The sequence below is a fragment of the Spirosoma panaciterrae DSM 21099 genome, assembly GCF_000374025.1.
In the GTDB taxonomy this organism is placed as follows: Bacteria; Bacteroidota; Bacteroidia; order Cytophagales; family Spirosomataceae; genus Spirosoma; species Spirosoma panaciterrae.
Genome location: NZ_KB893217.1, coordinates 1 through 26,042 on the forward strand (window position 1 = coordinate 1; position 26,042 = coordinate 26,042).

General features: G+C 49.3%; 22 protein-coding genes. 14 read left to right on the top strand and 8 right to left on the bottom strand.

Annotation, left to right across the window (positions count from 1 at the left end; genetic code table 11):
* Positions 1 to 183, bottom strand: a 183-nt coding sequence (locus B153_RS0127460; RefSeq protein WP_020599962.1) for a transposase, incomplete at its 3' end; no start/stop codon positions are given.
* A 307-nt stretch (positions 184 to 490) separates the two neighbouring features.
* On the opposite strand from B153_RS0127460, the gene B153_RS0127465 reads away from it, so the two are divergent.
* Together B153_RS0127465 and B153_RS0127470 are read left to right on the top strand one after the other, a co-directional pair.
* Positions 491 to 1,039 (top strand): hypothetical protein, encoded by a 549-nt coding sequence (locus B153_RS0127465; protein WP_157634914.1) that lies wholly within the window; start codon positions 491 to 493, stop codon positions 1,037 to 1,039.
* A 173-nt stretch (positions 1,040 to 1,212) separates the two neighbouring features.
* A complete protein-coding gene (locus B153_RS0127470; protein ID WP_020599964.1) occupies positions 1,213 to 2,967 on the top strand; it encodes a GMC oxidoreductase in 1,755 nt (584 codons plus the stop codon).
* Between the two features lie 79 nt (positions 2,968 to 3,046).
* Here the strand turns inward: B153_RS0127470 and B153_RS0127475 are convergent, their stop codons facing one another.
* Together B153_RS0127475 and B153_RS0127480 are read right to left on the bottom strand one after the other, a co-directional pair.
* The gene (locus tag B153_RS0127475; protein ID WP_020599965.1) at positions 3,047 to 5,575 is read right to left on the bottom strand and encodes an ATP-dependent Clp protease ATP-binding subunit; all 2,529 of its coding nucleotides are present in this window, start codon (positions 5,573 to 5,575) and stop codon (positions 3,047 to 3,049) included.
* Positions 5,576 to 5,614: 39 nt separating this feature from the next.
* Positions 5,615 to 6,295 (bottom strand): WbqC family protein, encoded by a 681-nt coding sequence (locus B153_RS0127480; protein ID WP_020599966.1) that lies wholly within the window; start codon positions 6,293 to 6,295, stop codon positions 5,615 to 5,617.
* 122 nt (positions 6,296 to 6,417) lie between these two features.
* Between B153_RS0127480 and B153_RS0127485 the strand changes: the two genes are divergently transcribed.
* Together B153_RS0127485 and B153_RS0127490 are read left to right on the top strand one after the other, a co-directional pair.
* Complete coding sequence (locus B153_RS0127485) at positions 6,418 to 7,290, top strand: lysophospholipid acyltransferase family protein (RefSeq protein WP_020599967.1); 873 nt, start codon at positions 6,418 to 6,420, stop codon at positions 7,288 to 7,290.
* Positions 7,291 to 7,441: 151 nt separating this feature from the next.
* Positions 7,442 to 8,314, top strand: coding sequence for a lysophospholipid acyltransferase family protein (locus B153_RS0127490; RefSeq protein WP_020599968.1), 873 nt, complete (start codon positions 7,442 to 7,444; stop codon positions 8,312 to 8,314).
* Positions 8,315 to 8,463: 149 nt separating this feature from the next.
* Here the strand turns inward: B153_RS0127490 and B153_RS0127495 are convergent, their stop codons facing one another.
* On the bottom strand, positions 8,464 to 8,847 hold the full coding sequence (locus B153_RS0127495) for a hypothetical protein (RefSeq protein ID WP_020599969.1): 384 nt from the start codon (positions 8,845 to 8,847) through the stop codon (positions 8,464 to 8,466).
* A 300-nt stretch (positions 8,848 to 9,147) separates the two neighbouring features.
* Here B153_RS0127495 and ispG point away from each other — a divergent pair, with 300 nt between their 5' ends.
* The 4 genes from ispG (at position 9,148) to B153_RS0127515 (ending at position 12,414) form a co-directional block, all read left to right on the top strand.
* Positions 9,148 to 11,163 carry a (E)-4-hydroxy-3-methylbut-2-enyl-diphosphate synthase gene (ispG, locus tag B153_RS0127500; RefSeq protein WP_020599970.1) on the top strand — a complete coding sequence of 672 codons (2,016 nt, stop codon included), beginning with the start codon at positions 9,148 to 9,150 and terminating at the stop codon, positions 11,161 to 11,163.
* A gap of 95 nt (positions 11,164 to 11,258) precedes the next feature.
* Positions 11,259 to 11,447 carry a DUF6728 family protein gene (locus B153_RS0127505; protein ID WP_020599971.1) on the top strand — a complete coding sequence of 63 codons (189 nt, stop codon included), beginning with the start codon at positions 11,259 to 11,261 and terminating at the stop codon, positions 11,445 to 11,447.
* On the top strand, positions 11,444 to 11,794 hold the full coding sequence (locus tag B153_RS0127510) for an MmcQ/YjbR family DNA-binding protein (RefSeq protein ID WP_020599972.1): 351 nt from the start codon (positions 11,444 to 11,446) through the stop codon (positions 11,792 to 11,794). The genes B153_RS0127505 and B153_RS0127510 overlap by 4 nt, the downstream gene beginning before the upstream one ends.
* A gap of 65 nt (positions 11,795 to 11,859) precedes the next feature.
* Positions 11,860 to 12,414, top strand: a complete 555-nt coding sequence (locus tag B153_RS0127515; RefSeq protein ID WP_020599973.1) for a tetratricopeptide repeat protein — start codon at positions 11,860 to 11,862, stop codon at positions 12,412 to 12,414.
* 65 nt (positions 12,415 to 12,479) lie between these two features.
* Here the strand turns inward: B153_RS0127515 and B153_RS0127520 are convergent, their stop codons facing one another.
* Entirely contained in the window at positions 12,480 to 14,888 is a 2,409-nt protein-coding gene (locus B153_RS0127520; protein WP_020599974.1) for an outer membrane beta-barrel protein, read from the bottom strand.
* A gap of 319 nt (positions 14,889 to 15,207) precedes the next feature.
* Between B153_RS0127520 and B153_RS0127525 the strand changes: the two genes are divergently transcribed.
* The 3 genes from B153_RS0127525 to B153_RS0127535 all read left to right on the top strand — a co-directional run bounded on the left by B153_RS0127525 (position 15,208) and on the right by B153_RS0127535 (position 20,844).
* Complete coding sequence (locus B153_RS0127525) at positions 15,208 to 18,384, top strand: SusC/RagA family TonB-linked outer membrane protein (protein WP_026262502.1); 3,177 nt, start codon at positions 15,208 to 15,210, stop codon at positions 18,382 to 18,384.
* A gap of 88 nt (positions 18,385 to 18,472) precedes the next feature.
* Positions 18,473 to 19,996, top strand: a complete 1,524-nt coding sequence (locus B153_RS0127530; protein ID WP_020599976.1) for a SusD/RagB family nutrient-binding outer membrane lipoprotein — start codon at positions 18,473 to 18,475, stop codon at positions 19,994 to 19,996.
* Positions 19,997 to 20,079: 83 nt separating this feature from the next.
* Positions 20,080 to 20,844, top strand: coding sequence for a DUF4397 domain-containing protein (locus tag B153_RS0127535; RefSeq protein ID WP_020599977.1), 765 nt, complete (start codon positions 20,080 to 20,082; stop codon positions 20,842 to 20,844).
* Between the two features lie 77 nt (positions 20,845 to 20,921).
* Here B153_RS0127535 and B153_RS0127540 read toward each other — a convergent pair whose 3' ends face one another.
* Complete coding sequence (locus B153_RS0127540) at positions 20,922 to 22,109, bottom strand: thioredoxin family protein (RefSeq protein ID WP_020599978.1); 1,188 nt, start codon at positions 22,107 to 22,109, stop codon at positions 20,922 to 20,924.
* Positions 22,110 to 22,280: 171 nt separating this feature from the next.
* A complete protein-coding gene (gene gldC, locus B153_RS0127545) occupies positions 22,281 to 22,628 on the bottom strand; it encodes a gliding motility protein GldC (RefSeq protein WP_020599979.1) in 348 nt (115 codons plus the stop codon).
* Positions 22,629 to 22,945: 317 nt separating this feature from the next.
* Between gldC and B153_RS0127555 the strand changes: the two genes are divergently transcribed.
* Positions 22,946 to 23,293, top strand: coding sequence for an arsenate reductase (locus B153_RS0127555; RefSeq protein WP_026262503.1), 348 nt, complete (start codon positions 22,946 to 22,948; stop codon positions 23,291 to 23,293).
* A 101-nt stretch (positions 23,294 to 23,394) separates the two neighbouring features.
* A complete protein-coding gene (locus tag B153_RS0127560; protein ID WP_020599981.1) occupies positions 23,395 to 23,796 on the top strand; it encodes a group III truncated hemoglobin in 402 nt (133 codons plus the stop codon).
* A 52-nt stretch (positions 23,797 to 23,848) separates the two neighbouring features.
* On the opposite strand, the gene B153_RS0127565 is transcribed toward B153_RS0127560, so the two are convergent.
* Complete coding sequence (locus B153_RS0127565; RefSeq protein ID WP_020599982.1) at positions 23,849 to 24,616, bottom strand: DUF4197 domain-containing protein; 768 nt, start codon at positions 24,614 to 24,616, stop codon at positions 23,849 to 23,851.
* 142 nt (positions 24,617 to 24,758) lie between these two features.
* Here B153_RS0127565 and B153_RS0127570 point away from each other — a divergent pair, with 142 nt between their 5' ends.
* Positions 24,759 to 26,015 (top strand): competence/damage-inducible protein A, encoded by a 1,257-nt coding sequence (locus tag B153_RS0127570; RefSeq protein WP_020599983.1) that lies wholly within the window; start codon positions 24,759 to 24,761, stop codon positions 26,013 to 26,015.
* Positions 26,016 to 26,042 lie beyond the last annotated feature (27 nt).

Sequence of the window (26,042 nt, forward strand, 5' to 3'; positions counted from 1 at the left end):
GTATACGGCTTGCCAGTGCGGAAAGCTAGGCGGCAGGTTTCGCCATTGACAGCCGGTGCGTAACATCCAGAAGATGGCATCCATGACGGCACGTAATTGGTGTTTACGCTTGCGTTGAAGGTTAAAAAAAGGCGAAATTGCTGCCCACTGGTAGTCGGTCAGTGGTTGCCACTGCTTAGTCATTACTTTGTTTCTTGGTCGATACAAAGTTGACTCGACTACCAGTCCTTATCAATTCCCCAACAAGCTCTTAGTAAATAAGCCAATAACCGTTAGCAGACGAGAATTAATTACTAATTTAGAACTACCAATGCGAGATATGTACAGCAAGTTTATAATAGGAATACTTCAAAAATATGAAAAATCTTCTCAGTAGTCTTTATAGAAAGGTATAGCATAAAAATATAATATGTTGACTACTATTTATGATCTGATTGAACTAATTAGAGCTAGGCCCGCCATGTATATTGGCAATCGGAGATTGTCTACCATGAAGTCCTTCCTTGATGGCTATCTATTCGCAACCTGTACTCATCATATCAAGAACGAAGAAGGGTTTCCTCCTTTCTTGTATTTCCATGAATGGGCACGTTGCAAATACCGTTGGAGAGAGTCAACCAGTGGCTGGGCCAATATTATTCTGACAGAAACTAATCATGATGAAGAAATCGCCTTACAGATTTTCTTTGAAATGATTGACGAGTTTAAAACATTGCATCCTATCAGAATCGAAAAAGCTAAGCTTACAACCCAAAATTTAGCTTTTCATCACTCAGATCAATGCCGAATAAGATATGATACAGGGAAACCGATTTATGATCATGCTGATGAAGTTTTCATTGTAAAGTTTTCGCATGAATTTGGCTATGCTTACGCTGTGACAGGCCAAGCCCAGGTTCAAAATCTGGATATAATTCCCCCACGTTCACTAAAAAGTAAAAAGCCAATCCAAGAAAAACTCACAAGATTATTTGGCCCTATAAATTCGTGGGAAGTGGTAAAGGGAGATTTAAACAAGGTTTTGGAACACATACTATAAAAAATCTAAATCATAAGAAGCGTTTTCTCAACCGATGCCTTGGGGCAAGTCAGGCTAATGCGGGCTATGCAGTACGTGTACACTTTCGGGATCTATAGCACAGTAGACTTAACCGCTTTTTAACTTTTAACCCTACTGTTTCTGATAAGCCTATTCTTGTACCTCTCCAACGTATGGAAGTCCCACAACTCAAAAAAGCCCCAACCGTATACGATGTCGTTATCGTCGGTTCAGGTGCTGGTGGCGGTATGGCCGCGTATATGCTCGCCAAGGCGGGTGCCAAAGTCGCTCTGCTCGAAGCGGGTGGCTATTACGACCCTGCCGACCCGAAATACATTACTCAGTTAAAATGGCCCTGGGAATCACCCCGGCGTGGGGCCGCTACCGAATTCCGTTCAGGTGGTGATTTCGACGCAGCATGGGGAGGCTGGGAAATCGAGGGAGAGCCCTATTCGGCCAAACCCGGAACGGAATTTGGCTGGTTTCGGTCGCGGATGCTTGGTGGTCGTACAAACCACTGGGGCCGTATATCCATGCGTTTCGGACCCGACGATTTCCGACGGGGTTCGCTATCCGGTGTAGGCGACGACTGGCCGATTACCTACGACGACATGAAGCCTTTCTACGACCGCGTCGATCGGCTGATTGGTGTTTTTGGCTCTATCGAGAATTTGCCCAACGAACCAGACGGCATCTTCTTGCCCCCACCAAAGCCTCGTTTACATGAACTGATGCTGCGGAAGGCCGGAAAAAGTATTGGCATTCCGGTTATCCCATCCCGCCTGAGTATCCTGACCAAACCCATCAACAAAGACCGGGGTCAATGCTTCTATTGTCACCAGTGTAACCGGGGCTGTCAGGCGTATGCCGATTTCTCGGCCTCATCGGTACTCTGCATTCCAGCTGTTAAAACCGGCAACGTAACGCTGATCAATGGCGCTATGGCCCGCGAAGTACTTACGGACCCACAAACGGGATTAGCAACAGGCGTTAGCTACGTTGACAAAGCTACATTGCAGGAAGTAACGATCAAGGCTAAAGCGGTCATGCTGGGCGCGAGTACCTGCGAATCGGCCCGGATACTCCTCAACTCAAAATCTGCCCGTTTCCCCACTGGGTTGGCCAATAGCAGTGGTGTAGTAGGAAAATACTTGAACGACTCCACGGGTGCCAGCCGCTCCGGTTTTGTACCCGCTCTGATGGATCGTAAACGCTACAACGAAGATGGCGTTGGCGGCATGCACGTATTTACGCCCTGGTGGCTCGATAACAAAAAATTAGATTTCCCACGTGGCTACCACATCGAATACGGTGGTGGTATGGGTATGCCAGGCGCTGGTTTTGGCGGTGGTATTGAAGCCCTGAACGGCATGATTCCTGGTCGGGATGGCCAGATGAAACCCGGCGGTGGCTATGGCAAAGGCCTGAAAGATGACTACCGACGCTTTTACGGGGCTTACATCAGTATGTCGGGCCGTGGAGAGCCGGTTCCCCTCGAAAGCAACTATTGCGAAATTGACCCGGACAAAGTAGACAAATACGGAATTCCCACCCTGCGCTTCCACTACAAATGGTCAGATTATGAAGTGAAGCAGGCCAAGCACATGCAGGATACCTTCGAAGAGATCATCCATGCCATGGGTGGCATTGCCCTTGGTCAGAAGCCTGGCCCAAATACGGCCCATGGCTATGGCTTAGCGGCACCCGGACGCATCATTCACGAAGTGGGTACGGTTCGCATGGGCAACGACCCTAAAAAGTCGGCGTTGAACAAATTCCAGCAGGCACACGATGTGAAAAACCTGTTTGTTGTCGATGCAGCCCCGTTCGTTTCACAAGGCGATAAGAACGTTACCTGGACGATTCTGGCCGCTTCAATGCGCACATCGGAGTATCTGATCGATCAGGTGAAGCAACGAAATCTGTAATGCGAACAGGGTGTCCACGTTACAAAAAAGCCTCCCAACTCTAGAAGCTGGGAGGCTTTTTTAGCTTACTACGTGTATTTTATTCGACCACGGCTTCAGGCTTCTTGACGGTGATGGTCAGGTTTTCACCTTCACCACTGTAATCGGCCATAATCACGTCGCCTTCTTTCAATTCACCTTTTAGGATTTCTTCAGCAACGGGGTCTTCGAGGTAGCGCTGGATAGCCCGGCTCAACGGACGAGCACCATATTGCTGATCGTAACCTTTTTCGGCCAGGAAGTCCTTCGCCTTGTCGGTCAGCTCAACCCGGTAGCCCAGATTGATGACACGGCCCAGCAATTTACCGAGCATAAGGTCGATGATTTTGTGGATGTCTTCGCGTTGCAGCGAGTTAAACACGATCACATCGTCCAGACGGTTGAGGAATTCAGGCGAGAATGCCTTCCGCAACGCACTCTGAATGGTGCTCTTCATCAGTTCATCCTGGCTTTCAGCGTTTCGCTTGGTAGCAAACCCGATACCGGCACCGAAATCTTTCAGGTCACGCACCCCAATGTTCGAGGTCATGATGATAATGGTGTTCCGGAAATCGACCCGGCGACCCAGACCATCGGTCAGGATACCGTCGTCCAGCACTTGCAGCAGGATATTGAACACATCCGGGTGTGCTTTTTCGATTTCGTCGAGCAACACAACACTGTAAGGCTTCCGACGGATTTTCTCGGTCAACTGACCACCTTCTTCATAGCCAACATAGCCCGGAGGAGCGCCTACCAGACGGCTTACGCTGAATTTCTCCATGTATTCCGACATGTCGATCCGAACCAGTGCATCGTCTTTATCGAACAGATAAGTAGCCAGCACTTTCGCCAATTCGGTTTTACCAACCCCTGTCGGTCCGAGGAAGATGAACGAGCCAATTGGTTTCTTCGGATCTTTCAGACCAACGCGCGTCCGTTGAATGGCTTTCACCAATTTCTCAATGGCAGCATTTTGTCCAATAACCCGGCCTTTCAGTTCTTCGCCCATGTTGACGAGTTTCTTACCCTCGTCGTTCGATACGCTCGTAACCGGAATACCCGTCATCATCGCTACCACTTCGGCCACATTTTCTTCGTTGACCGTATAACGACGTTTCTTGGTATCTTCTTCCCAGGCTTGTTTGGCCCGTTCGAGCTGATCGATCAGGCGTTTTTCCTTATCGCGAAGCTGAGCAGCTTCTTCGTATTTCTGACTTTTAACAACCTGATTTTTCTCCTTCTTGATATTCTCGATCTGCTCTTCCAGTCTCAGGATATCTTCAGGAACAGTAATGTTGGAGATGTGTACGCGGGCCCCCACTTCGTCGAGTACGTCAATCGCCTTATCGGGCAGGAAGCGGTCAGAGATATAACGCTCCGACAATTTCACCGCAGCCTCAATGGCTTCTTTAGTATAATTGACGTGGTGGTGATCTTCGTACTTATCTTTGATGTTATTCAGGATTTCGATGGTTTCGTCAATCGACGTAGCATCAACCATCACCATCTGGAAACGACGGGCCAGAGCGCCGTCTTTCTCGATGTACTGACGATATTCGTCCAGCGTGGTAGCGCCAATGCATTGAATGTCGCCCCGCGCCAAAGCCGGTTTGAACATGTTCGAGGCATCGAGCGAGCCTGAAGCGCCACCCGCACCTACGATGGTATGCAACTCATCGATAAACAGAATCACTTCCGGCGATTTTTCCAGTTCGTTCATCACGGCTTTCATTCGCTCTTCGAACTGACCCCGGTATTTGGTACCCGCCACGAGCGACGCCAGATCGAGCGTAACTACCCGTTTGCCAAACAGCACCCGCGAAACTTTCTTCTGCACGATGCGCAGAGCAAGTCCTTCGGCAATGGCTGTTTTACCAACCCCCGGCTCACCAATCAGGATTGGGTTATTTTTCTTCCGGCGGCTCAGAATCTGGGCCACACGTTCGATTTCTTTTTCACGGCCAACGATAGGGTCGAGCTTACCTACTTCAGCCAGTTTGGTCAGATCGCGTCCGAAATTATCCAGAACGGGAGTCCGGGATTTTTCAGACCCTTTCGGATCTTTTCCTGAGCTGGAGCTGCTTCCGCCAAACATACCCCGGTCGTTGTCGTCATCGTCGGTTTCGGGGCCCATCACTGGTCGGCTACCCGATGATTGATATTCCAGCATCTCCTTAATGACTTCGTAATTAATATTAAACTTATTGAGAATCTGCGTGGCGACATTGTCTTCATCACGTAGAATCGATAGTAGAAGGTGCTCCGTGCCGATGAGCGGGCTTTTGAAAATTTTAGCCTCCAAATAGGTGATCTTCAGCGTTTTTTCCGACTGGCGGGTCAGCGGAATATTCGCTAGGTTTTTCACATTGTTGGTAGCGGTTCCTTTCGTGGCCTGTTCAATGGTAACCCGGAGTTCGTCGAGCGAGATGCCTAATTTTTTCAGCAAGCCGACGGCCACACCCTCCCCTTCACGAATCATACCGAGCAGCAGGTGCTCTGTGCCAATATAATCGTGGCCTAAGCGTAAGGCTTCTTCCCGGCTCAGCGTGATAACTTCCTTTACGCGATTTGAGAATTTTGCTTCCATTCGTTTTAGGGTCTCCTTAGGTAAGCGTACTATACTGGCCTAACGAAGAGTTTTAAGGATTTGTTCACTCTCCCGAAGACCGGCCTTCAACACGTCCTTAGCGGCCGGTCCCTGGCAGAACAACAGGTCAATGACACTTAAGTTCGGTACAAATTCAGGTCCAAAATTTTGTGGATAGGACACTGGCTGATGGAATATGTACGATTCTGGCCTATTGGCTGGATTTATGCAGGATCGGGTGTCAACCAGACCAACCGAAGGATCTTTTTCATACCATTCTGTCAGGTTCAGATGGCTAGGTACCTGCATCAATTTCAGACAAATTGTCAGCAATTCATAATTCAAATCAAATAAAAACATCCAGTTTTTTCGATAAAACGGCTCAATTTCGGGCGCATAATATTCGAAGAACGGAGCTTTTCCATAAGCCGCCTGAATACATCGCCAGTGATGCATCTGCCAGTTCTGGTCATTAGCTACCCGAAGGTCGCGAATGGGTAGGTGGCGGGTTCCCTGTTGTACAGGTACAGTAAGGCTATCTACCTTATTTGCCGTCAGAACGTAGCAACGATTTCTGTAACTTTGCTTTTGGTAATGCTCCTGAGCTTCCAGCCAAACTGTACCGAATTTCAGTATCCCCGACAGGTAATCCAGGCAGGGCAGATAATGTAACTCAATCAGTAAAGCAGTGGAGTCAGATGGTAACGGGTACGTTTTCAATGATAACTCATGTATCCGTTCACAAGTAAAGCAAAAAAACAATACCACCAACTAATTTTAGTATTTTTTTAATTTTCAGCGTAAACTTTTTTTTCGCCGTGGGTGCGGTTTAGGTTCAACCAATGACTTTTTTTCGACTTTTATCCCGCTTACCTCTGAGTATCCTTTATGGTATTTCTGATATATTAGCCTTTCTGCTCAACTACGTTATCCGCTACCGAAGAAAGGTAATTTCAGACAATTTAACCCAGTCATTTCCAGAGAAATCACCCGCTGAGATCAAACAGATTATCAAGGCGTTCTACCATAATCTATCCGACCTGCTGGTTGAGACGATCAAGCTACCCAGCCTGTCACCTGATGAGCTCAAAAATCGGGTTCGATTCACCAATGCGGAACTAGTAAAGGCCTGTTTACAGGCTGGTCAAGCTGTGATCGGGATGGCTTCTCACCAGAGCAACTGGGAATGGCTACCATCGGCGGCTGTTTTGAACGGAATGCCTGCCGACAGTATTTATAAGCCGCTGACCAGTGAATTTTCCGAAAAAATGATGCAGATGATTCGGTCAAGCTTTGGGGCTGTTCCCATCCCAATGAACAACCTACCCCGCCGAATGGCCTCGCATAAAAACGTACCCCGCATCATTGCTCTCGTTGCCGACCAGGTTCCGAATGTACCCGAACAAGCCTACTGGACCAATTTTCTTCATCACGATACCCCCTTCTATCCGGGCAGCGAGCGGCTGGCCCGTAGCCGGAATTTACCCGTTTTCTATGTAGAACTGGTTCGTGTACGTCGTGGTTATTACGAGGCCACCTTCTTTCCCGTTGGCAAGCCCCCCTATAGCGATCTACCTGTCGGTACTCTGCTGGAACGTTACCGGGATCTTCTCGAAACCACTATCCGAAAGTATCCTTCCGATTGGCTCTGGTCGCACCGCCGTTGGAAACACTGGCGAGAGAAATACCCAAAGATTGAAGCCAAACTGGATTAATCCTTCTCTACGCATACACTTTTCCGCCTACGGTCGTTTAGATAGTAGGCTAGCCGCCGATATGTTATGTAAATTTATGACTATTCTATCCAGAATTTATTACATTTAGGGCAGTTAGTAGTCTTAGTACCCTACCGTTCTGTACACCTAAATGATTTTTCTTCGCCTTTTAGCCCGTTTACCTTTTCCAGTTTTGTATGGTATTTCGGATGTGTTGTATGTCATTCTGGCCTATGTAGTCCGCTACAGACAGCAGGTTATTCTGGAAAACCTGCGGCTGTCCTTTCCAGACAAATCGCCCGAAGCCATTCAACGAATAGCTAATAACTTTTATCGCAATCTTTCGGATATACTTGTCGAAACGATTAAGCTGTCGGCTATTACTCCCTGTGAGCTAAAAAAGCGATTTTTATACACGAATCCTGAACTAATAAAAGAGTACTTATCGGCCGGACAAACGGTTATCTGCACAGGCTCGCATCAATGCAATTGGGAATGGGTTCCGTCGGCAGCGGTTATCATCGATATTCCAGTAGACAGCGTCTATAAACCGCTCACCAATCCAGACATGGAAAAGTTTATGCAGGTCCTGCGCGCTAGTCATGGGGCTGTACCAACACCTATGAATCTGCTCCCCCGGCAAATGGTAGCCCGCAAGAATATTCCGCGTGTGATCGCCCTTGTGGCCGATCAGGTTCCGAATGTACCGGAGCAAGGTTACTGGATGGATTTTCTGAACCGGGATACTCCTTTCTATCCAGGCACGGAACGACTGGCGCGAAGTAAAAATTTACCCGTATTCTTTTTGGAGTTGATCCGTATCCGACGGGGTTACTACGAAGGCACTTTTAAGCTCATAGGCTGTCCGCCCTATACAAACCTGCCCGAGGGCGCTATTCTTGAAAGATACCGAGATCAATTACAAGCCAGTATTTGTAAACACCCTTCTGACTGGCTCTGGTCGCACAAACGCTGGAAGCACTGGCGGGGGAAATACGCGAAGATTGAAGCGAAGCTAACATAGAGACGCCAGGTATGGCGTCTCTATGCGTCAGCAATAATGATCCTTTATAATCCCATCTGGTCTGAAGTAAAATCAGCAGATTGGGAAAAAATCCTCTATTATAAACCATAGACCATCCGGTCGGCCATGAGCCGCAATACTTTGCGGCTCTACAAAGAATCACGACGGGCCTTTTCGGCTCGCGATGAATCCCGTTTGGCTTTGATCCGATCGCGTTCGTTCACAATGGCTCCTTCAGCTTTATCCAATCCCCGATCTACAGCCCGACCCGTTTTAGTGGCAGCACTATCGATCGCTTCTCCGGCTACTTTAGCTTTACTTTTTGCCCCCTGAGCCGCTTCATCGGCCGTTTCGCCAATGGCCCGACCCGTATTTTTCAAATCCTCCTTCATACGAGCTTTCCGCTCGGCTTTTTCCTGCTTACGCGCTTCTTTCCGTTCCTGCTTGGTCATACCGGCCTGCGAATCCTGCGCGTATGCACCCAGGCTAATCATAAAAGCAAGTGCCAAAGCACTGAATAATTTCGTTTTCATAATGTTTGAGTTTTCTTGCGGTTGTATAATGATCAAGGCCGTTTGGAAACAGCCTTACTTTCAATACACAATCAACTGATTTAATCTGCTTTTGTTTCTGGATATAACCTCATACCAACAGGAAGACGACTGATTGGATAGCTTACCATTAGCCACTGAAGTAAATACATGGCCTCTGCTTTAACTCATTTCTGAACGAACGTTTAGGCAACTCCATACGTTTTCCCATTAACCGATACCAAACCGAAAACGCGGTTTTTCCGTACCTTTGTAAGGTCAAACGGCCCTGCCGCTATCTGTATGCTCGACTCGTTGATTCCCCCTTCGCAATCAGCCACCTTATCTGGTTCACCTGTTCTCTACACCCCTTCGCTGACGCAGTACATCCGCCGGAAAACCGTTACGGTCCATATTGGCGATGTGCCGCTGGGCTCTGATTACCCAATCCGTGTGCAGTCGATGACAACGGTCGACACAATGGATACGATCGGTTCGGTAGAGCAGGCTATTCGGATGATCGAAGCCGGTTGCGAGTACATCCGCATTACAGCGCCCAGCGTGAAAGAAGCGCAGAATCTGGAGAACATTCGTAAAGAACTTCGGGCGAGAGGATATACCACCCCGCTCGTTGCCGACATTCATTTTACCCCCAACGCTGCTGAACTGGCAGCTCGAATCGTTGAGAAGGTCCGCATCAATCCGGGCAACTACGCCGACCGCAAACGCTTTGAGTTTATTGACTATACGGACGCGGCCTATGCGTCGGAACTGGAACGAATTCGGGATAAATTTTTACCGCTGGTTCGTATCTGCAAAGAATATGGTACAGCCATGCGGATCGGCACCAACCACGGCTCCCTCTCCGACCGGATTCTGAGTCGGTATGGCGATACACCCGTTGGTATGGTTGAATCGGCTCTGGAGTTTTTGCGGATTTGTGAGGACGAGAACTATTACAACATCGTTCTGTCGATGAAGTCGAGTAATCCGCAGGTGATGGTTCAGGCCTATCGGTTGCTGGTTCAGCGGCTGGATGAAGAAGGGTTAAAGCCGTATCCGCTCCACCTGGGTGTGACCGAAGCTGGGGAGGCCGAAGATGGTCGCATCAAATCGGCGCTGGGTATTGGTACTTTGCTGGAAGATGGCATTGGCGACACGGTTCGGGTATCGCTCACCGAAGAGCCCGAACGCGAAGCCCCCGTTGCTCAGGCGTTGATCGACCGCTATACGCATCGGGCTACTGAGAGCAAACCCATATCGTCCGTCACATCGTATCCGATCAATCCATTTCAGTATACGCGCCGGACAACGCATGATGTAGCCAATTTTGGCGGTCAGAACGTACCACGGGTTATTGCTGATTTTAGCCAATTTCCCGTTCGGGACCATGAAGATTTAAAACCCATTGGTCATTTCTATCTGCCAGAACCCGATAAATGGCGGATGAACGACCTCGGTGCAGATTATATTTATACGGGTTCGCAGCCTGCAGCGTTTATGCTCCCGAACGGGTTAAAACAGATTGTCGATTATGCGATCTGGCAAACCGTTTCTGACCAGATCCATGCGTTTCCGTTACTGACTGCCAACGAGTATATACAGGCCCGATTGGCAAAAGTATCTCTACAGGATCGCCTGAATTTTGTTCGGCTTTCGCTACCCGACTTATCGCCTGAGTTACTGACCCTACTGAGCAGCGATCAAACCGCTGTACTCGTCATTACAACCGACAATGCCCATGCTATGCCCGAACTGCGTAGGCTATTTGTTGAGCTGATTAATCAGGGCGTAACCGTCCCCGTAGTCGTTCAACGTGGCTATTCGACGGTTTCTACCGACGATATTCCGCTGTATGCCGCTACCGATGTAGGTGGTTTGCTAATTGATGGACTAGGAGATGGCATCATGTTGTCGGCCGCTGTGCAACCCGCCCCAGCGCTATTGAAAACCCTTAACAATTTAGCATTTGGCATTTTGCAGGCAGCGCGTACACGCATTACCAAAACCGAGTACATCTCCTGCCCATCCTGTGGCCGTACCCTGTTCGACCTACAGGAAACGACGGCGATGATTCGTCAGCGTACCGATCATCTGAAAGGGGTTAAGATCGGTATCATGGGTTGTATCGTAAACGGCCCCGGCGAAATGGCCGATGCTGATTACGGATATGTAGGCATCGGCCGCGACAAAATTTCCCTGTATCGAGGTCAGCAGGTTATTAAGAAATCGGTGCCCGCCGACCGTGCCGTTGACGAACTGATCGAACTGATTCGGGAAGATGACCGATGGATTGAGCCAAGCCTGGTAAACGAATAATGTGACGTATTGGTAATGTTTCAGCACTGATCGTTGTTGCCTGGAGAGATACGCGCATTATTCATTTTCGTTGTACAGTATACATTGACACACTCGTGAACAGACTCCTTAATTATCTGAAAATTGGGCCGGTCTTTACCTACTTTATACGGGTATTCCGCAAACCCGACCCCAATCAGCCGACCAGCGTGAACCTGCGTATGATGCACGGCATCAACCGGATTTCAATCGTGATGTTTTTGATCGCCATCATTGTATATACCGTTCGTCACTGCGTCCGATGAATATTGAAACGATACGCGACTACTGCATTGCCAAACCGGGTGTTTCAGAATCCTTTCCATTTGGTGGCGATACACTCGTTTTCAAAGTAGGTGGCAAAATGTTTGCCCTTCTGGCTACGGAAAGCCAGCCGACAACCATCAACCTGAAGTGTGATCCAGAACGGGCCGTACAGCTTCGGGATGAGCATCCGGCTGTAGCTCCAGGCTATCACATGAACAAAACCCATTGGAACACCATAACCATTAACGGAGCCGTTCGAACAGTCGAGCTTCAGGAGTGGATCGACCACTCTTATGAGCTCGTTCGGAAAAGTTTACCTAAAGCCATTCAGGCCGGATTAAACTGAGTAAGTTGCTTGTTCAATCGCCCCTGAACTGCTAAATTCGCAGGATTAGGAAACCCAGAGGAGATATGGAAGTTACCCTATTATGTCTGCTTTTTGGAATTTATCTGACCGCCCGGTATTTCCTGATTGACCACGATACGGTCTCTGAAAAAGACCTGAAACGGTTTCGAAAAGGTATCGATCTGGTTCAACTGCGGGATATTTCAGAAGCCTATTTATACTTCGACAACGCCGTTCGGCAATATCCCAAATCAGCCATTGCCTATGCGTACCGGGGCAAGTGCCAGCTTGCTCAGGAGAATTATTATTCAGCTATTTATGACCTTACCGAAGCCATCAGTCGGGATAACACCCTGGCCGAATGCTACCTGGATCGGGGAATTGCCTATTATCACACGGCTGAGTTCCAACTCGCTTTTCGTGAATTCGACAAAGCCGTCTGGCATTATCACGATGAGCAACCGGACGCTTATCGGTGGCGGGCACTGGCCCGGATTCAACTCCGGCAACTCCCCCAGGCCGAAAACGACCTGCGTCGGGCAGTCTTACTAGGCGACGAAAACTCATTTCATCTACTCCTTCAACCACCGTTTACTCGCCCTATATACCAGGGGAAATAAGGGCAGAGCACAGCTAGTTATGATGCTTATGCTTTGGGTAAATTATAAGAATCTGTTTGCTATCGTCAATTCTGCGATTGGGGGTCGACATTGAACAGGTTGACCCGTTCTTCTTTTTTGCGGAGCCCGAAGTTATACCGGAGCGTCAGGCCAAATCGGCGGGTATCATTTCGGCGGAGGCCATTGGCCGAAACCGTCCCCTGCTGAAGGGTGAAATCGTAAAAATTCGTAAAGAACAGATCGTTGGCCGTGAGCGTCACCATCAGCTTATTCTGCATGAATTTCCGGTTCAGGCTCAGGTTAAGTGCACCGAAATTGCTTAACTCATAAAACTGAAGCTGCCCTTTGGTACGAATAAATCCATTCAGTGTCAGTGTCGAGCGAGCATCTATTTTGAGTGAATGATAGGTAAAAAATGACCAGCTCCCTCGTTTGAAGTTTAGTGGGCGATTTTCATACACGCCCGAATACTCGTTGTAGTTATACTGTGCCCCCACTACAAAGAAATACCGCTTGATGGGCGGAATACCGGCCAATAGCCGGAAATACGTTTCTTTGTTCGTACCCAGATTGTCGTAGGTTCGATACGCAACACTCCGATTGACCGGGTCCTGATACACCACATTCGTAAAAATATCCCGTGTGTTATTTTGCCCGATGGCAAACAGTGGCCGATCCTCTACACTGATATTCAGTTCATAGTTTTCGGTAAATTGTGGTCGAAGAGCCGGATTACCCCGATCATACAGGTATTGGTCTACATACCGGGCTGCCGGATTCAGATAATCGTAAGCCGGACGGGTAATCGACCGCCGATACACCAGATAACTCCGTAGTTCATAGCCAGCAATTTTAGCCACTCGACGACTCAAGTAGACGTACGGAAACAAATCGGTCCGATTGATTTTAAATGAGGTATCTGTCGGTACACGCTGATGACCATTCATATTTGTGTTCTCCAGACGAAGGCCCGCTTTCAACAAAAATGGCCCAAACGTTTTGGAGGCCTGTGCATACGCGGAATTGATATTTTCCCGGTAATCGAATGCATTGGTCCGACTAATGTCTGGTGATCGCTGGGTGTTGATGATCGTAAAATAATCCTGCTGACTGGTAAATTGCTGCCAGGTCAGCTTGGCTCCGGTTTCGACCGTAATGGTTTGGGTAAGCTTGTATTTCAGGTCTGTTTGCAGGGCAATCAGTTGCCGTTGCGACTCAAAATCACCATCTCCACGGGTAGCAGGCCGTTCGGGTAGTAGGTATTGGGTTGAAAAGTTCTGATCACCCCGATTGCCCGTATAGTTGTACGACACATCAGTGATCCATTCGGAACCCAGGGTATCAATTTTATATTTCAGGTTCGCGCCCTGACTAATGGAAAGCATCCGATTGGTGGCATCGGTCAAATTCAAATTGTCCGACACGAGCCGATTCAAACTAAGCTGGCTGATCTGATTCCGATTGCTGGCCGCCGACGACGACTCATTCCAGGAAAAACGACCATCCAGGCTTAGATCCCATTTTCGGGACAGCTCGAAGCCCAATCCATAGCCTGTATAAAAAACATGCGCCGGATAGGTTGTATAGGCATCCTGCCTTAAAATAGAATCAGGCGAAAACGTTCGGTTAGTCAGAATCTGCTCATACGAATTACGACGGGTGTAGTTCAAATTTAAGTAGGATGTTCGTTTACCCCGGCTATTGTTCAGATTCAGGCCAACAAACTGATTCCCGAAGCGGCCCTGATTGAAACCTGCGTTAACGGACCCGGTCATCCCCAAGCTCACCCCTTTCTTCAGGATAATATTGACCACGCCACCACTGCTACTGGCATCGTACCGCGCCGATGGGGTACGCAGAATCTCCATGCGCGTTATGCTATTTGGCGGCAGGCTTTTCAGAATAGAGGCAATATCGGCAGCGCTCATTTTCTGTTCTCGTCCATTGATGTAGATGGTAGCCGGGGTTGTACTGCTCAAATACACGTTTCCATCCGGGTCCAGAAAAAGCCCCGGTGTTTTTTCCAGCAATTCATATGCACTGGTACTTGTAGCGGCTACTGGCTCCGGGTCAACAATCAGTTTGTCATCTTCCTGCCGAACCAGTGGTTTCGCAGCCGTTACCGATACTGCCTGCAATTGCACGTTGTCGGGCGTCATAACCAGAGTTACTTCGGGCTGCCCCGAAATCAGCAACGGCTCTTTCCGAAGCGGTTTATACCCTACAGAGGTGGCCAAAAGTCGGTACGAATGCCCAGGCGTTAAGGAAAATGCAGCCAGACCTGCCGTATCGCTCAGCGCATAGAGCTTACGGGTCGAATCGGCCTGGTCGGTAAGTTGTAGCGTTGCGCCAATGACGGCCCGCTGATTGGCCTCCTGAATGCGGATGCGGAGCGAATTACTCTGGGCAAAAAGTGCAGATGCTCTACTAAGTACAAAAGCGAAGCAGAACAATACGGTGTAGAAACGAACCATTCACAAAATAAAAGTACCCGGCAAAATTAATTGTTTTGTCTGGGAGGCCGCTTGTAAAGGCTGTATTATCGTAAATCTAAAAATGGCAGCCTAACCAGACGTTTGCAGAATATTATTTGCACCGACATTTTAAGTACATACACATAATTCTACAAAACTGATTACCAAGGCCGTTAATCCATTACAAGATCAAACAGTCGCTTTGGACGTATTATTAAAACATAATTCTTTACTCTACTGAGCCTATATTTTTGTTTCTTTGCCCCGTTAACTCAATTTTAATCCTTTTTTTTCATCAACTAACCTAAAGTATCTGCTTATGAGAGCACGTATACGCAGTATTTGTATACTGCTGGTGAGTCTGGTCATGCTGACGGAAGTGTATGCTCAGGATCGCACAATCACGGGTAAAGTCACATCGGCTAAAGATGGCAGTCCACTCCCTGGCGCCAATGTACAGGTAAAAGGCACAACCCGAGGTACAACTACCGACGGAGCCGGTAATTACAAACTTAGCGTTGGCCCGAACGCGACACTGGTATTCAGTCTGATCGGAATGGTGGCTCAAACGATTGAGGTAGGGGCACAAAGTCAGATCAACATCAGCCTGGCAGAATCCGAATCCGAGCTAAGCGAAGTGGTCGTAACCGCGCTGGGTATCAAACAGGAGCAACGGGCCCTGGGGTATTCGGTCGGGGTTGTCAAAGGGCAGGATATTGCCAATGCGCAACGGGATAATTTCCTGGTTGGGATGCAGGGCCGGGTAGCTGGTCTGACGATGACCACCACATCAGGTACGCCCGGTTCTTCGGCCATGATCCAGTTGCGCGGAGCCAGTTCGATTGGTGGTAATAACCAACCGCTGTTTGTGGTCGATGGACTACCTATCGACAACCGGACGTTTAACCAGGGCGCGCTGGTTTCCAACCGTCCCAACCGCGACAATGACTACCTGAACCGGGCTGCTGACATCAATCCGAACGACATTGAGACCATTACTGTCCTGAAAGGGCCTGAAGCGGCTGCCCTGTATGGGATCGACGCTTCGTCGGGAGCCATTGTGATCACGACGAAAAAAGGGGCAAAAGGTGCAGCTCGGGTTACGTACGACAACCGTTTTCAATCGACTGAAGTTTATCGGTTTCCTGAAGTACAGACGGTATATGGCCGGGGAACGCTGGGGTATTCTAACCCTAGTGCCGCTACGATTCCGGCTTATTTCGGACCAAAATACCCATCCGATGCCCCAATCTATGACAACGTACACAGCTTTTTCCAGAAAGGCTTTACGCAGGTTCATAATCTGGGATTTGAAGGCGGTAGCGATGTAGCTACCTATCGGTTATCGACCAACTACACCAATCAGACAGGGGTTGTGCCCACCACAGGCTATAAACGCCTATCGGTACGGCTCACGGGAACGGCCCGTATCAGTCCGAAGCTGGATGTTATGACCTCATTGAACTACGTCAATTCGCAGGTAACGAAGGCTATACGGGGTAATAACGGTTTTCTGATCAGCCTGCTCGCCTGGCCTGCCAACGATGACGTTCGGAACTATCTCAATCCAGATGGGACACGGCGCATTCTGGGAGGTAGCATCAACCAGGGCGAAACTGACAACCCGTTCTTTTCGGTCAATAAAAACAAGAGTGGCGACATCACCAACCGGACCATTGCCAACTTCCAGTTGAACTATAACCCAACGCCCTGGCTGAACCTGACGGGTCGCTTTGGCGCCGACCTCTATTCGACGCAAAGCAACCTTTTCCTGAGTCCGGAATCCTGGCAGGGCACCGATGTCACGCTTGGCGGATTCTCGACCAAAGGCTCCGTCGAAAATGCGCTGGAAAATAGCCAGTTGCTGAACGGCAACCTGCTCGCTACACTTAAAAAGAATTTTGGCAAGCTAAGCACTTCTCTCCTGCTCGGTACAACCATCGACGACCGGAACTACAAGGTTACGACGGCCTACGGTGAACGGCTCTACCTACCCGACTTCAACTCAACCAATAACACGGACCCCACAACGCAACGGAATAAATACACACAGACCCAACAGCGTCTGCAAAGCGTACTGGGAAGCCTGACGTTGAATTATGACGAGCTGCTGATTCTGACCGTTACGGGCCGGAACGACTGGTCGTCGACTCTTCCGGCAGCTAACCGGAGTTTCTTCTACCCAGCCGCTTCGCTGGCCTTCAATTTCTCGGACTTACCTGCCCTCAAAGCGCGCGGGAATACCTTTTATTATGGTAAACTCCGGGCCAGCTATGGACAAACGGGTCGCGATGCGCCACCGTACAAAGTGGCGGCTACGCTAACTCCACAGACGTCTACGGGAGGTGGTTTTGCCTATGATTTCTACGGCAGCAACCCCGATCTGAAACCCGAACGGGGTGAGAGTTATGAAGTAGGTACCGAGTTGATGTTTTTTGGCGGACGTCTTGGCCTCGACTTTGCGTACTACAACAAAACGCTTTCGCAACAAATCGTTACCCAACGGCTTAGCTACGCCACCGGATTCATTTTTGGTCTGCTGAACGGTGGAACATTCAATAACCGGGGCGTTGAACTGCAATTGAAAGGGTCGCCCGTGAAAAAGGCGGATTTTGGCTGGGATGTGATTTTGAACTTCTCGAAGTTGAAAACAGACGTTAAAAATCTACCCGCCGACGTACCGGAATACTACAACTCCGACACCTGGCTCTACGGTAACGCCCGTTCCAGTGCATTTGTAAACAATCTGCCATCGTATTTCCCAAGCGACAACGTTGCCTACCGGAGCTACAACTTCAACTATTACCAGCGGGGCAGCGGTTCGGCTACAGCCATCGGTGGTTACAGCTACGCACGCAACAAAAACGGCGATATTCTAATCAATCCAATCACGGGTCTGCCCATTACCAATGCCACCTTCCTGCCCATTGGTGACCGCAACCCCGATTTCACGATTGGTCTGACCAACTCGTTTCGGTATAAGTCGCTGAGTCTGTCGTTCCTGCTCGATATTCGCAAAGGGGGTGATGTGTTCAACGGAACGGCAATGTATCTCTGGCGCTCAGGGCTGAGTAAAAAGACGCTCGATCGCGATACGCCAGTCGTATTCAAAGGCGTTCTGCGTGATGGCAAAGAAGACACGGGTACACCAACACCCAACACAATCCAGATCGTGCCTTCGCTACGGTCGATTGATTATTACAATTCGATTCCAGAATCGGAGTTTGTCGAAAAAGACATCAACTGGCTACGTCTGCGCGATGTAACGCTGAGCTATGTACTGCCAACTTCATTGCTGAACAAGTCGAAAGTGTTCAAACAGGCCAGTGTCTTCGTCAACGGCACCGATCTATTCCTGGTAACCAACTATACTGGGGCTGATCCAAACGTAAACGGTACTACAGCTACTTCGGGTGGTGTTGGTGCCGGAGGTATCGATTTTGGTACGCTATCCGTTCCTCGTGGTTTTTCGGCGGGCCTACGCGTAGGATTCTAACTCATCTAGGATATAGGGTACAGGATGCAAAACCCAAGCGCATTTCTATACCGTATATCATACATCATATAGTATACATCATACATAAATGAAGCGACTTAGTCTATTCGCTCTGCTGCTCACCCTGATAACGATGAGCAGCTGCGAAAAATACCTGGATATTAACCGCGACCCCTCTAATCCACAGATTGCGGAAGGCTATGTTTTACTGCCCCCGATGTTTGCCCAGATGGCCTTCGGGGAGCAGTTCGACTCCCGGTTCATTGGCAAATACGTTCAGAACTGGAGCGAGGCTACGGCCAACAATAACTGGGACCGGATGGGATATGATGCCGGTTCGGATAATGCCGGGATGATCTGGCGGATGAATTACTGGAACCTGGGTCAGAACATTCAGCTAATGCTCGACGATGCCAAAGCCAAACAAAAGTGGGATTACAGTGGTGTAGCCAAAGCGATCTTCGCCTGGAGCTGGCAAACGACAACCGATTATCACGGCGAAATTGTGCTGAAAGAAGCCTTCGAGCCCAACCGCTATGTCTTCGACTACGACACGCAGGAAGAGGTATATGCCTATGTTAAGCAACTGGCAAACGATGCCCTGACCGACCTTAATCGCACGGATGGAGCCGTTTCGCAGGCTTCGCTGGCTCGGGGTGATCTGGTATACGGTGGCGACCGCAGTAAGTGGATCAAGTTTGCCTATGGTGTACTGGCCCGCAATGCCCACCATATCAGCAACAAATCCAGCTATAATCCCGATGTGGTGATCGACTACTGCAATAAGTCGCTGGCCAGCAATGCCGACAACTTCAACATTCCGTTTACGGCAGGTGGCAACTCGGCACTGATGAATTTCTTCGGGGTTACGCGCAGCAACCTGGGTACCTATCGCCAGACCGATTTTCTGGTTAGTCTGCTCGACGGCCGCGTATTTGGCGGTGTTGTTGACCCTCGCCAGCCTATCCTGACGTCGGCCTCTCCCGATGGCGTTTATCGGGGCGTAGTACCCACCCAAGGTGACCCAAACAATGTAAATGGCAATACCAAACGGATTCCAACCTTCTGGGGCGAATTACCGAACCTGGTAGTATCAGGTACTACTCCCGGTAAGTACATTTACAAAGATGGCGCTCCATTCCCCCTGTTGACCTATTCAGAAATTCAGTTTATCAAAGCTGAAGCAGCCTTCATTAAAGGCGACAAAGCCACCGCCCTGGCAGCCTATCAGGCGGGTATCGGGGCAGCCATGGATTACGCAGGTGTAGCAGCCGCCGATAAAGCCAAATACCTGACTAGTGCAGCCGTTGCTCAATCGGCCAGTGCGCTCAAAATCAGCGACATTATGTTACAAAAGTATCTGGCGCTGGTAGGGCATGGTATTATCGAAACCTGGGTCGATCTGCGCCGGTATCATTACGATCCAAACGTGTACATTGGCTTTACTCCTCCCAATGGAACCCAACTTTTCCCCGACAACAATGGGAAGGTGGCCTATCGGGTACGCCCACGCTACAACTCAGAGTATGTCTGGAACCGGGCCTCGCTGGATAAATACGGCGGCAACGCACTCGATTATCACACCGTTGAGCAATGGTTCAGTCAGAAATAGCCGGGCGGCAGTAAGCCCGCTATCAACAGACCCAGTGTGACGGGTCTTGGCCCGTCACACTCTACTTTCATTCAATGCCATCTATGAAACAGATCATATCTCTCACATCCGTTCTCTGCCTGAGCTTACTTATACTGGCCTGCGGAGATAAGGCTAATTTTCTGGACTCTGTTGCGCCAGCAACGGGGGCCCGTGTGAAGTTCTATCACCTGGCTCCCGATCTCGCAGGAGTTGATTTTTACGTTAACGATCAGCGGTTTTCAGGCGTAAATACCGTTCCTCCGGCCACCGCAGCGCCCGTTAGCTATACCAACACGTTTCCCAACCAGGACTATGCGCTGGTAACGCCCGGAACGGCAAAAGTAAAAGTGGTGGTTCCATCCAGCACAACCACCACACCCGATGCCACCATTGCGACAACCGATGTCAGTACCCAGGGCGACACCTACTACTCGGTCTTCATCTACGGTACATCGCCAACCTATGGTACGCTAACGCTGACCGACAATCTGACCGCTACCGATCCGACAAAGGCGTACATTCGATTGTTGAATTTCGTAACCGGAACTACCGACGCCAATGCAACCTATGACCTGGTTGTGAATGGCACGGTAGTAGCCTCAGGAATTGCCCCCCTAAAAGGGACCGCTGCTTTTGTGCCCATTACACCAATCAACTACGCAGCTACGGCGATTCCGATACAGGTCCGGCCAGCGGGTGGCTCAGCCATCATTGCTTCCGGAACACTCCAGCCCTATGCAGGTCGGTTTTATACCGTTCTGGCGCGTGGTGTTTTCGGTGGAACTGGCGCTCGGGCGGTAGGAATCAATATTTCGACAAACCGCTAAGACGTACACAAGAGGTTATAAAACAGAAAAGGGGCACGTCGCGACGTGCCCCTTTTTGATTAATGTTCAGCGAAAAACTACTTCAGCTTTCCCATCTGCTCAACATTCCGACGGGTATCGATATGGCTGGCCTGGGCGAGTTCCATGGATTTCTGAGCGGCTTTCTGCGCATCGGCATTTTTTCCACCCCGACGGTAGGCTTCAGCCAGTTCATAATACAAATCGGCCTGATCTTTCGGCGTGGGTTTTAAAGCTAAGCCTTTGTTTACCCATTTTACCACGGTTGGCACATCGCTGGGATCAGGACTGCTTCGGTTAAACAACCGGGTAATATACAAGTACTCGGGTACGGTGAGCTGGTTCGAATTCACTTGATTGTCCATACGCTCAACGGCTTTGGCCGTCTGCCGGGCCCGGAAATAGGCATTGACTTCGGGCAATAGCGTTCGATTGGCCGACACTTTCGGGTCTATACCGATCTTGATCAGCCCCTGTTTCACGTCCAGAATTTTCGAAATTGGAAACTGCGCTCCCCGACCGCTGTATAACGACGACATCAGAATATTTTCAGCTACCTGCTGAGTTTCCTGAGCACCATAGGCTTTTCGGTACGTATCCAGGTGATTTAGCATGTATTGAAAGAGTGGGTTTTCGTAGTCTAACACCAGTTTTTGGAGGGCTGCCCAATTCGTCTGATTGGCATAGGTAGCCGACGATTGCTGATGAGCGTATTCATTCATTGCCGCCATATTCGCCACTGTATCTCGGGTAATACGGGCATACATGGCGTAGTCGATCAGGAAATTGGCCGACCGCTCACCCTGCTGAAACCGAGCCTTCATGGTCTGGCTGCGGATCTGCGGATCAAGCGCATTAGTACCATGCCGGATAACTTCGTCCGTCGAGTTATTACTCATGGCGAAGTGGATCATATTCTGCTGCGGATCGAAATAGAGGAACAGGGGCAGCGAAGGCACAAACAGATGCCGACTGGTCAGAAACTGCTGGGTTGTGGGCTGGTTTATATCGAGCTTTGTACTGATAAACTTGCTATTATACAGTTTACCCACCCGAGCATCTTCCAGCGTAGGAATGAAGCTTTGACAGACATGGCAGGTTGGCGAAAAGATTTCAATAAAAACGGGTTTATTAGCTCGTCGGGCCTCCTGAAATACAGCGGCAACCGGAATTTGCCGAAACTGAATACCTGCTTTTTGTGCAAGCGCTACGTTCGCTACCAGAAGCAGCAGAATAATTTTTTTCATGAATACGGAAATGAATTAAACGCATCGAACCGCCGAAGCGGAGGCACAGAGGTCACAGAGAAATTGATTGACGAGCAAACGCTATCTTTATTCTCTGTGCGCCTGTGTTTAAAATATGGTTAAACAGACCTTAGCAAATTAACGGCCAATGTGCTGACTTCGTGCCTACTGCTATTGATTTTGCTGCTGTTTAATCTCTTCTTCAAGCCGTTTGCTCAGAACCCGGCACGTCTTTTCAATGTCATTGGCCATTTGCTGATCGCCTGTTGCATTCACAGCTGTGTCGGCAATTCCGCTCATGATTTCGATCAGGAAACGCTTCATATCAATCACCTCCATCTCCTTTGTCCAGAGGTCGATTTTGAGCGTACTGTTATGGTAGTGGTCCCAAAGAGCAATGGCAATGGCCCGTGTATCGCTAAGTCCTTCGTTCGGATTGTCGGTAGCGTCCCAATAGATCTTTTCAGGGACATTTTCCTTGTCGAGTTCAACCGAAAAATTAATATCTGATTTTTTCATAAGCACAAATTTACAGAGTACGGCCGGAAACCCGCATACCTTCAGCCCAATCTTAAAACACCTGCCTTCAGCAATGGCGTGACACCTTTGCCGAAACCACCGAAAGAATACCCAATATCGGTTCGGTTAGCAAACATCCCAATACCTATTTTGTGCTTGATTTTAGCGAGAATGGGATACGGTTCAGCATTTTAGCCGCTTACCTGAGGCCGTTAAAGAAAAGTCAGGATGCAGCCCGTTTCGATTCGACCGATAACTTTGCCACTCGATTCATCAAACGTTGCATTCGTACTTTCGTCCGATTTGCATTATACCTCATGTATACCCTTTACGCCATTCCCAATTGCGACACGGTGAAAAAAGCCCGCACCTGGCTCGCCGAACACGGTATCGCCTATCAATTTCACGACTATAAAAAGCAGGGCATAGACCGATCTGTAATCGAACACTGGCTCATGCAAAAGCCCTGGGAGGAGCTCGTAAATCGGTCAGGAATCACCTGGAAAAAGCTCTCCGACAATGAAAAACCCACTAATGTAGAAGGAGCTATCGGCCTGATGATGGCTAAAACATCCGTGATTCGTCGGCCTTTGATCGAGTCTGACGGGAAAATCGTGGCACTTGGTTTCAACGAAGCACAATACAAGGAAACGTTTTCGGTCTGATTAACGGTTGTATTTTCGACAGAATTTACGAGATAAGCTGGCTTTAAGGAAAATTAACGTCTGCCTATTTCATAACCCCTGTCGGAAACCACAACCGTACCATGTCAGGAAAAACGCTGGATTCGCCGGAGGCTATCAAGTTTCTGGTCGATTCGTTCTATGAGAAAGTACAGGCCGACCCGTTTATCGGCCCTGTTTTTACGGATGTTGCCCAGGTTGACTGGTCGAAACATCTGCCTAAAATGTATGCCTTCTGGGAGTCAATCATTCTCGGAAACAACGCCTACGATGGACATCCCTTTCGCCCACATCTGATTGTCAACCAGCAACATACCCTTACCATTGACCATTTCGAACGCTGGCTGCAACTATTTTCCGCTACCCTGGCCGAAAATTTCACTGGCGAAACCGCAAATCAGGTTCGCCAGCGAGCTACTCAAATTGCACTGGTCTGGGCCAACAAGCTGGAATATATCAACAACGACTCGTATATGGAGCAGTAAACTAGGGATGTGGCATTCCGGCACCCTTTCCGAAGGCCGCATCGCCACGTTACTATTGCTTCGAAAATACTTTTTTCAATAAGTCCGTTACCCGGGCCGCTGGGTTCTCCCGAATCTTCTTCTCTTCCTGAGCGACCAAAATAAAGAGGCCATCCACCGCTTTGTTGGTCGCGTATTCTGTCAGATTTGGGTTTACTTTCTGCACAAGTGGTATCCTGTTATAGATGTTCGCCAGGTCGGTATAGTACTTCGTTGCGTTGTTTTTGCGCAGGGTACTATCAACAATAGGCGTAAACTCCGTTACAAGTTGCTGGCCTGATGTCCGGCGAAGGTACTGGGTAGCCGCATCATCCGTTCCACGCAGAATACCAACGGCATCCTGAATGCTCATCGACGTAATCGCTTTAACAAAGACGGGAGCCGCTTTCTTAGCCGCATCTTCAGCCGCCCGGTTCATCGACAGCTCAAACTGGTCGACCTGCTTGTTGAAGCCCAATTGGCGCAGTTTTGTGGCTACATTTTGTGCTTCGGGCGGGAACGCAATTTTCAACAAGGGGTTTTTAAAATAACCATCCAGTTTCGATGCCTGATTCGACCCATTAGTGACCCCGATCCGTAACGCTTCTTTCAGTCCGGAGGCTATATCGGTGCTGGTCAGTCCACCCGAAGTACTGGGTGCGGTTTCGGTCACAGCTTTCAGGATTTTACCAAAAATACCACCCCCGGAAGAGGACTGCTGGCGGGTCGAGTCCTGAGCAAAGCTCGTTTGGCTAAGCGCGAAAACAAGCAGGGTGGCCGTAAAAATGGTTTTATTCATCATGGGATTTATCAGGTTGCTATTTCGTAACGAACAATGTCGCTAAATCGTTTTTTCGTACTTTTGACCACTGCCAGCGACAATGGTTTAACTTTTCTTCTGTTCTGGCTACTTTAGACTGGGTTGTAAGATCCCTGTATTAAGAATGACTAACACCATCCGTGCCGAAGTAATTACCATTGGCGACGAAATATTGTTCGGGCAAATTATCGATACGAATACCGCCTGGCTTGGCACCGAACTCACGAACATCGGCATTCGAACGGTTCGCAAATCGTCGGTAGGCGATCAGGCCGACGTTATTCTGCAAGTTCTCCACGAAGCGCACCAACGAGCCGACGTTATTATTATCACTGGCGGGTTAGGCCCCACCAAAGACGACATCACCAAAAAAACGCTCTGCACCTATTTTGGTGTCGGCATGGTTCGCAACCCCGATGCGCTGGCGCTGGTAACCAGTTTTTTTGCCAAGCGAGGCCGGGAAATGACGGATCTGAACCGGGCTCAGGCCGATCTGCCTGCCAACGCGGTCTATATTCAGAACGATTGGGGAACTGCCCCCGGTATGTGGTTTGAACACGAGGGGCGGGTCTATGTATCGCTGCCGGGAGTCCCGTTCGAAATGAAGCACCTCATGACCAACCGGATTTTACCGAAACTTACCAGCCATTTCCAGACACCGATCATCAAACACAAAATGATTCGGACAGTAGGGATTGGCGAGTCGTTTCTGGCCGAACGAATCGAAGCCTGGGAAGATGCCCTACCTAACCACATCAAACTGGCTTATCTTCCCAGCTTTGGTGGGGTAAAACTTCGGCTAACAGCCACCGGCGACGACCAGAATGTGCTGGATCAGGAATTAGCCGAGCAGGTAGAAAACGTCATGCCGCTCATCAGTAAGCACGTATTTGGCTTCGACAATGACGAAATCGAAGACGTGGTTGGCAAACTCCTCAAAGAGAAAAACCTTTCGCTAGGCATTGCCGAAAGTTGCACGGGTGGTTATGTATCCTCACAAATCACCAAAGTGCCCGGTTCGTCGGCTTATTTCTGGGGAAGCATTGTGAGCTATAGTAATGCTGTAAAAGTAGCCACATTGGGTGTGAAACCCGAAACGCTTGAACACTTCGGCGCGGTAAGCGAAGAAACGGTACGCCAAATGGCCGAAGGCGTTCGAACGGCGCTGGGCACAAATGTGGGCATCGCAACCAGCGGAATTGCCGGACCCGATGGAGGTACCCCCGACAAGCCAGTCGGAACGATCTGGATAGCCTGTGCGACGGATGCTCGTACCGTTACGCGACTGCTCAAACTAGGCCAGTACCGCGACCAGAACATCCAGCTTACCAGTACCTATCTGCTGAATATGCTGCGGGAAGAAATTATGACTAGTGTGTAGTAGTTAGGAGCGAGAATGGCGAACGCA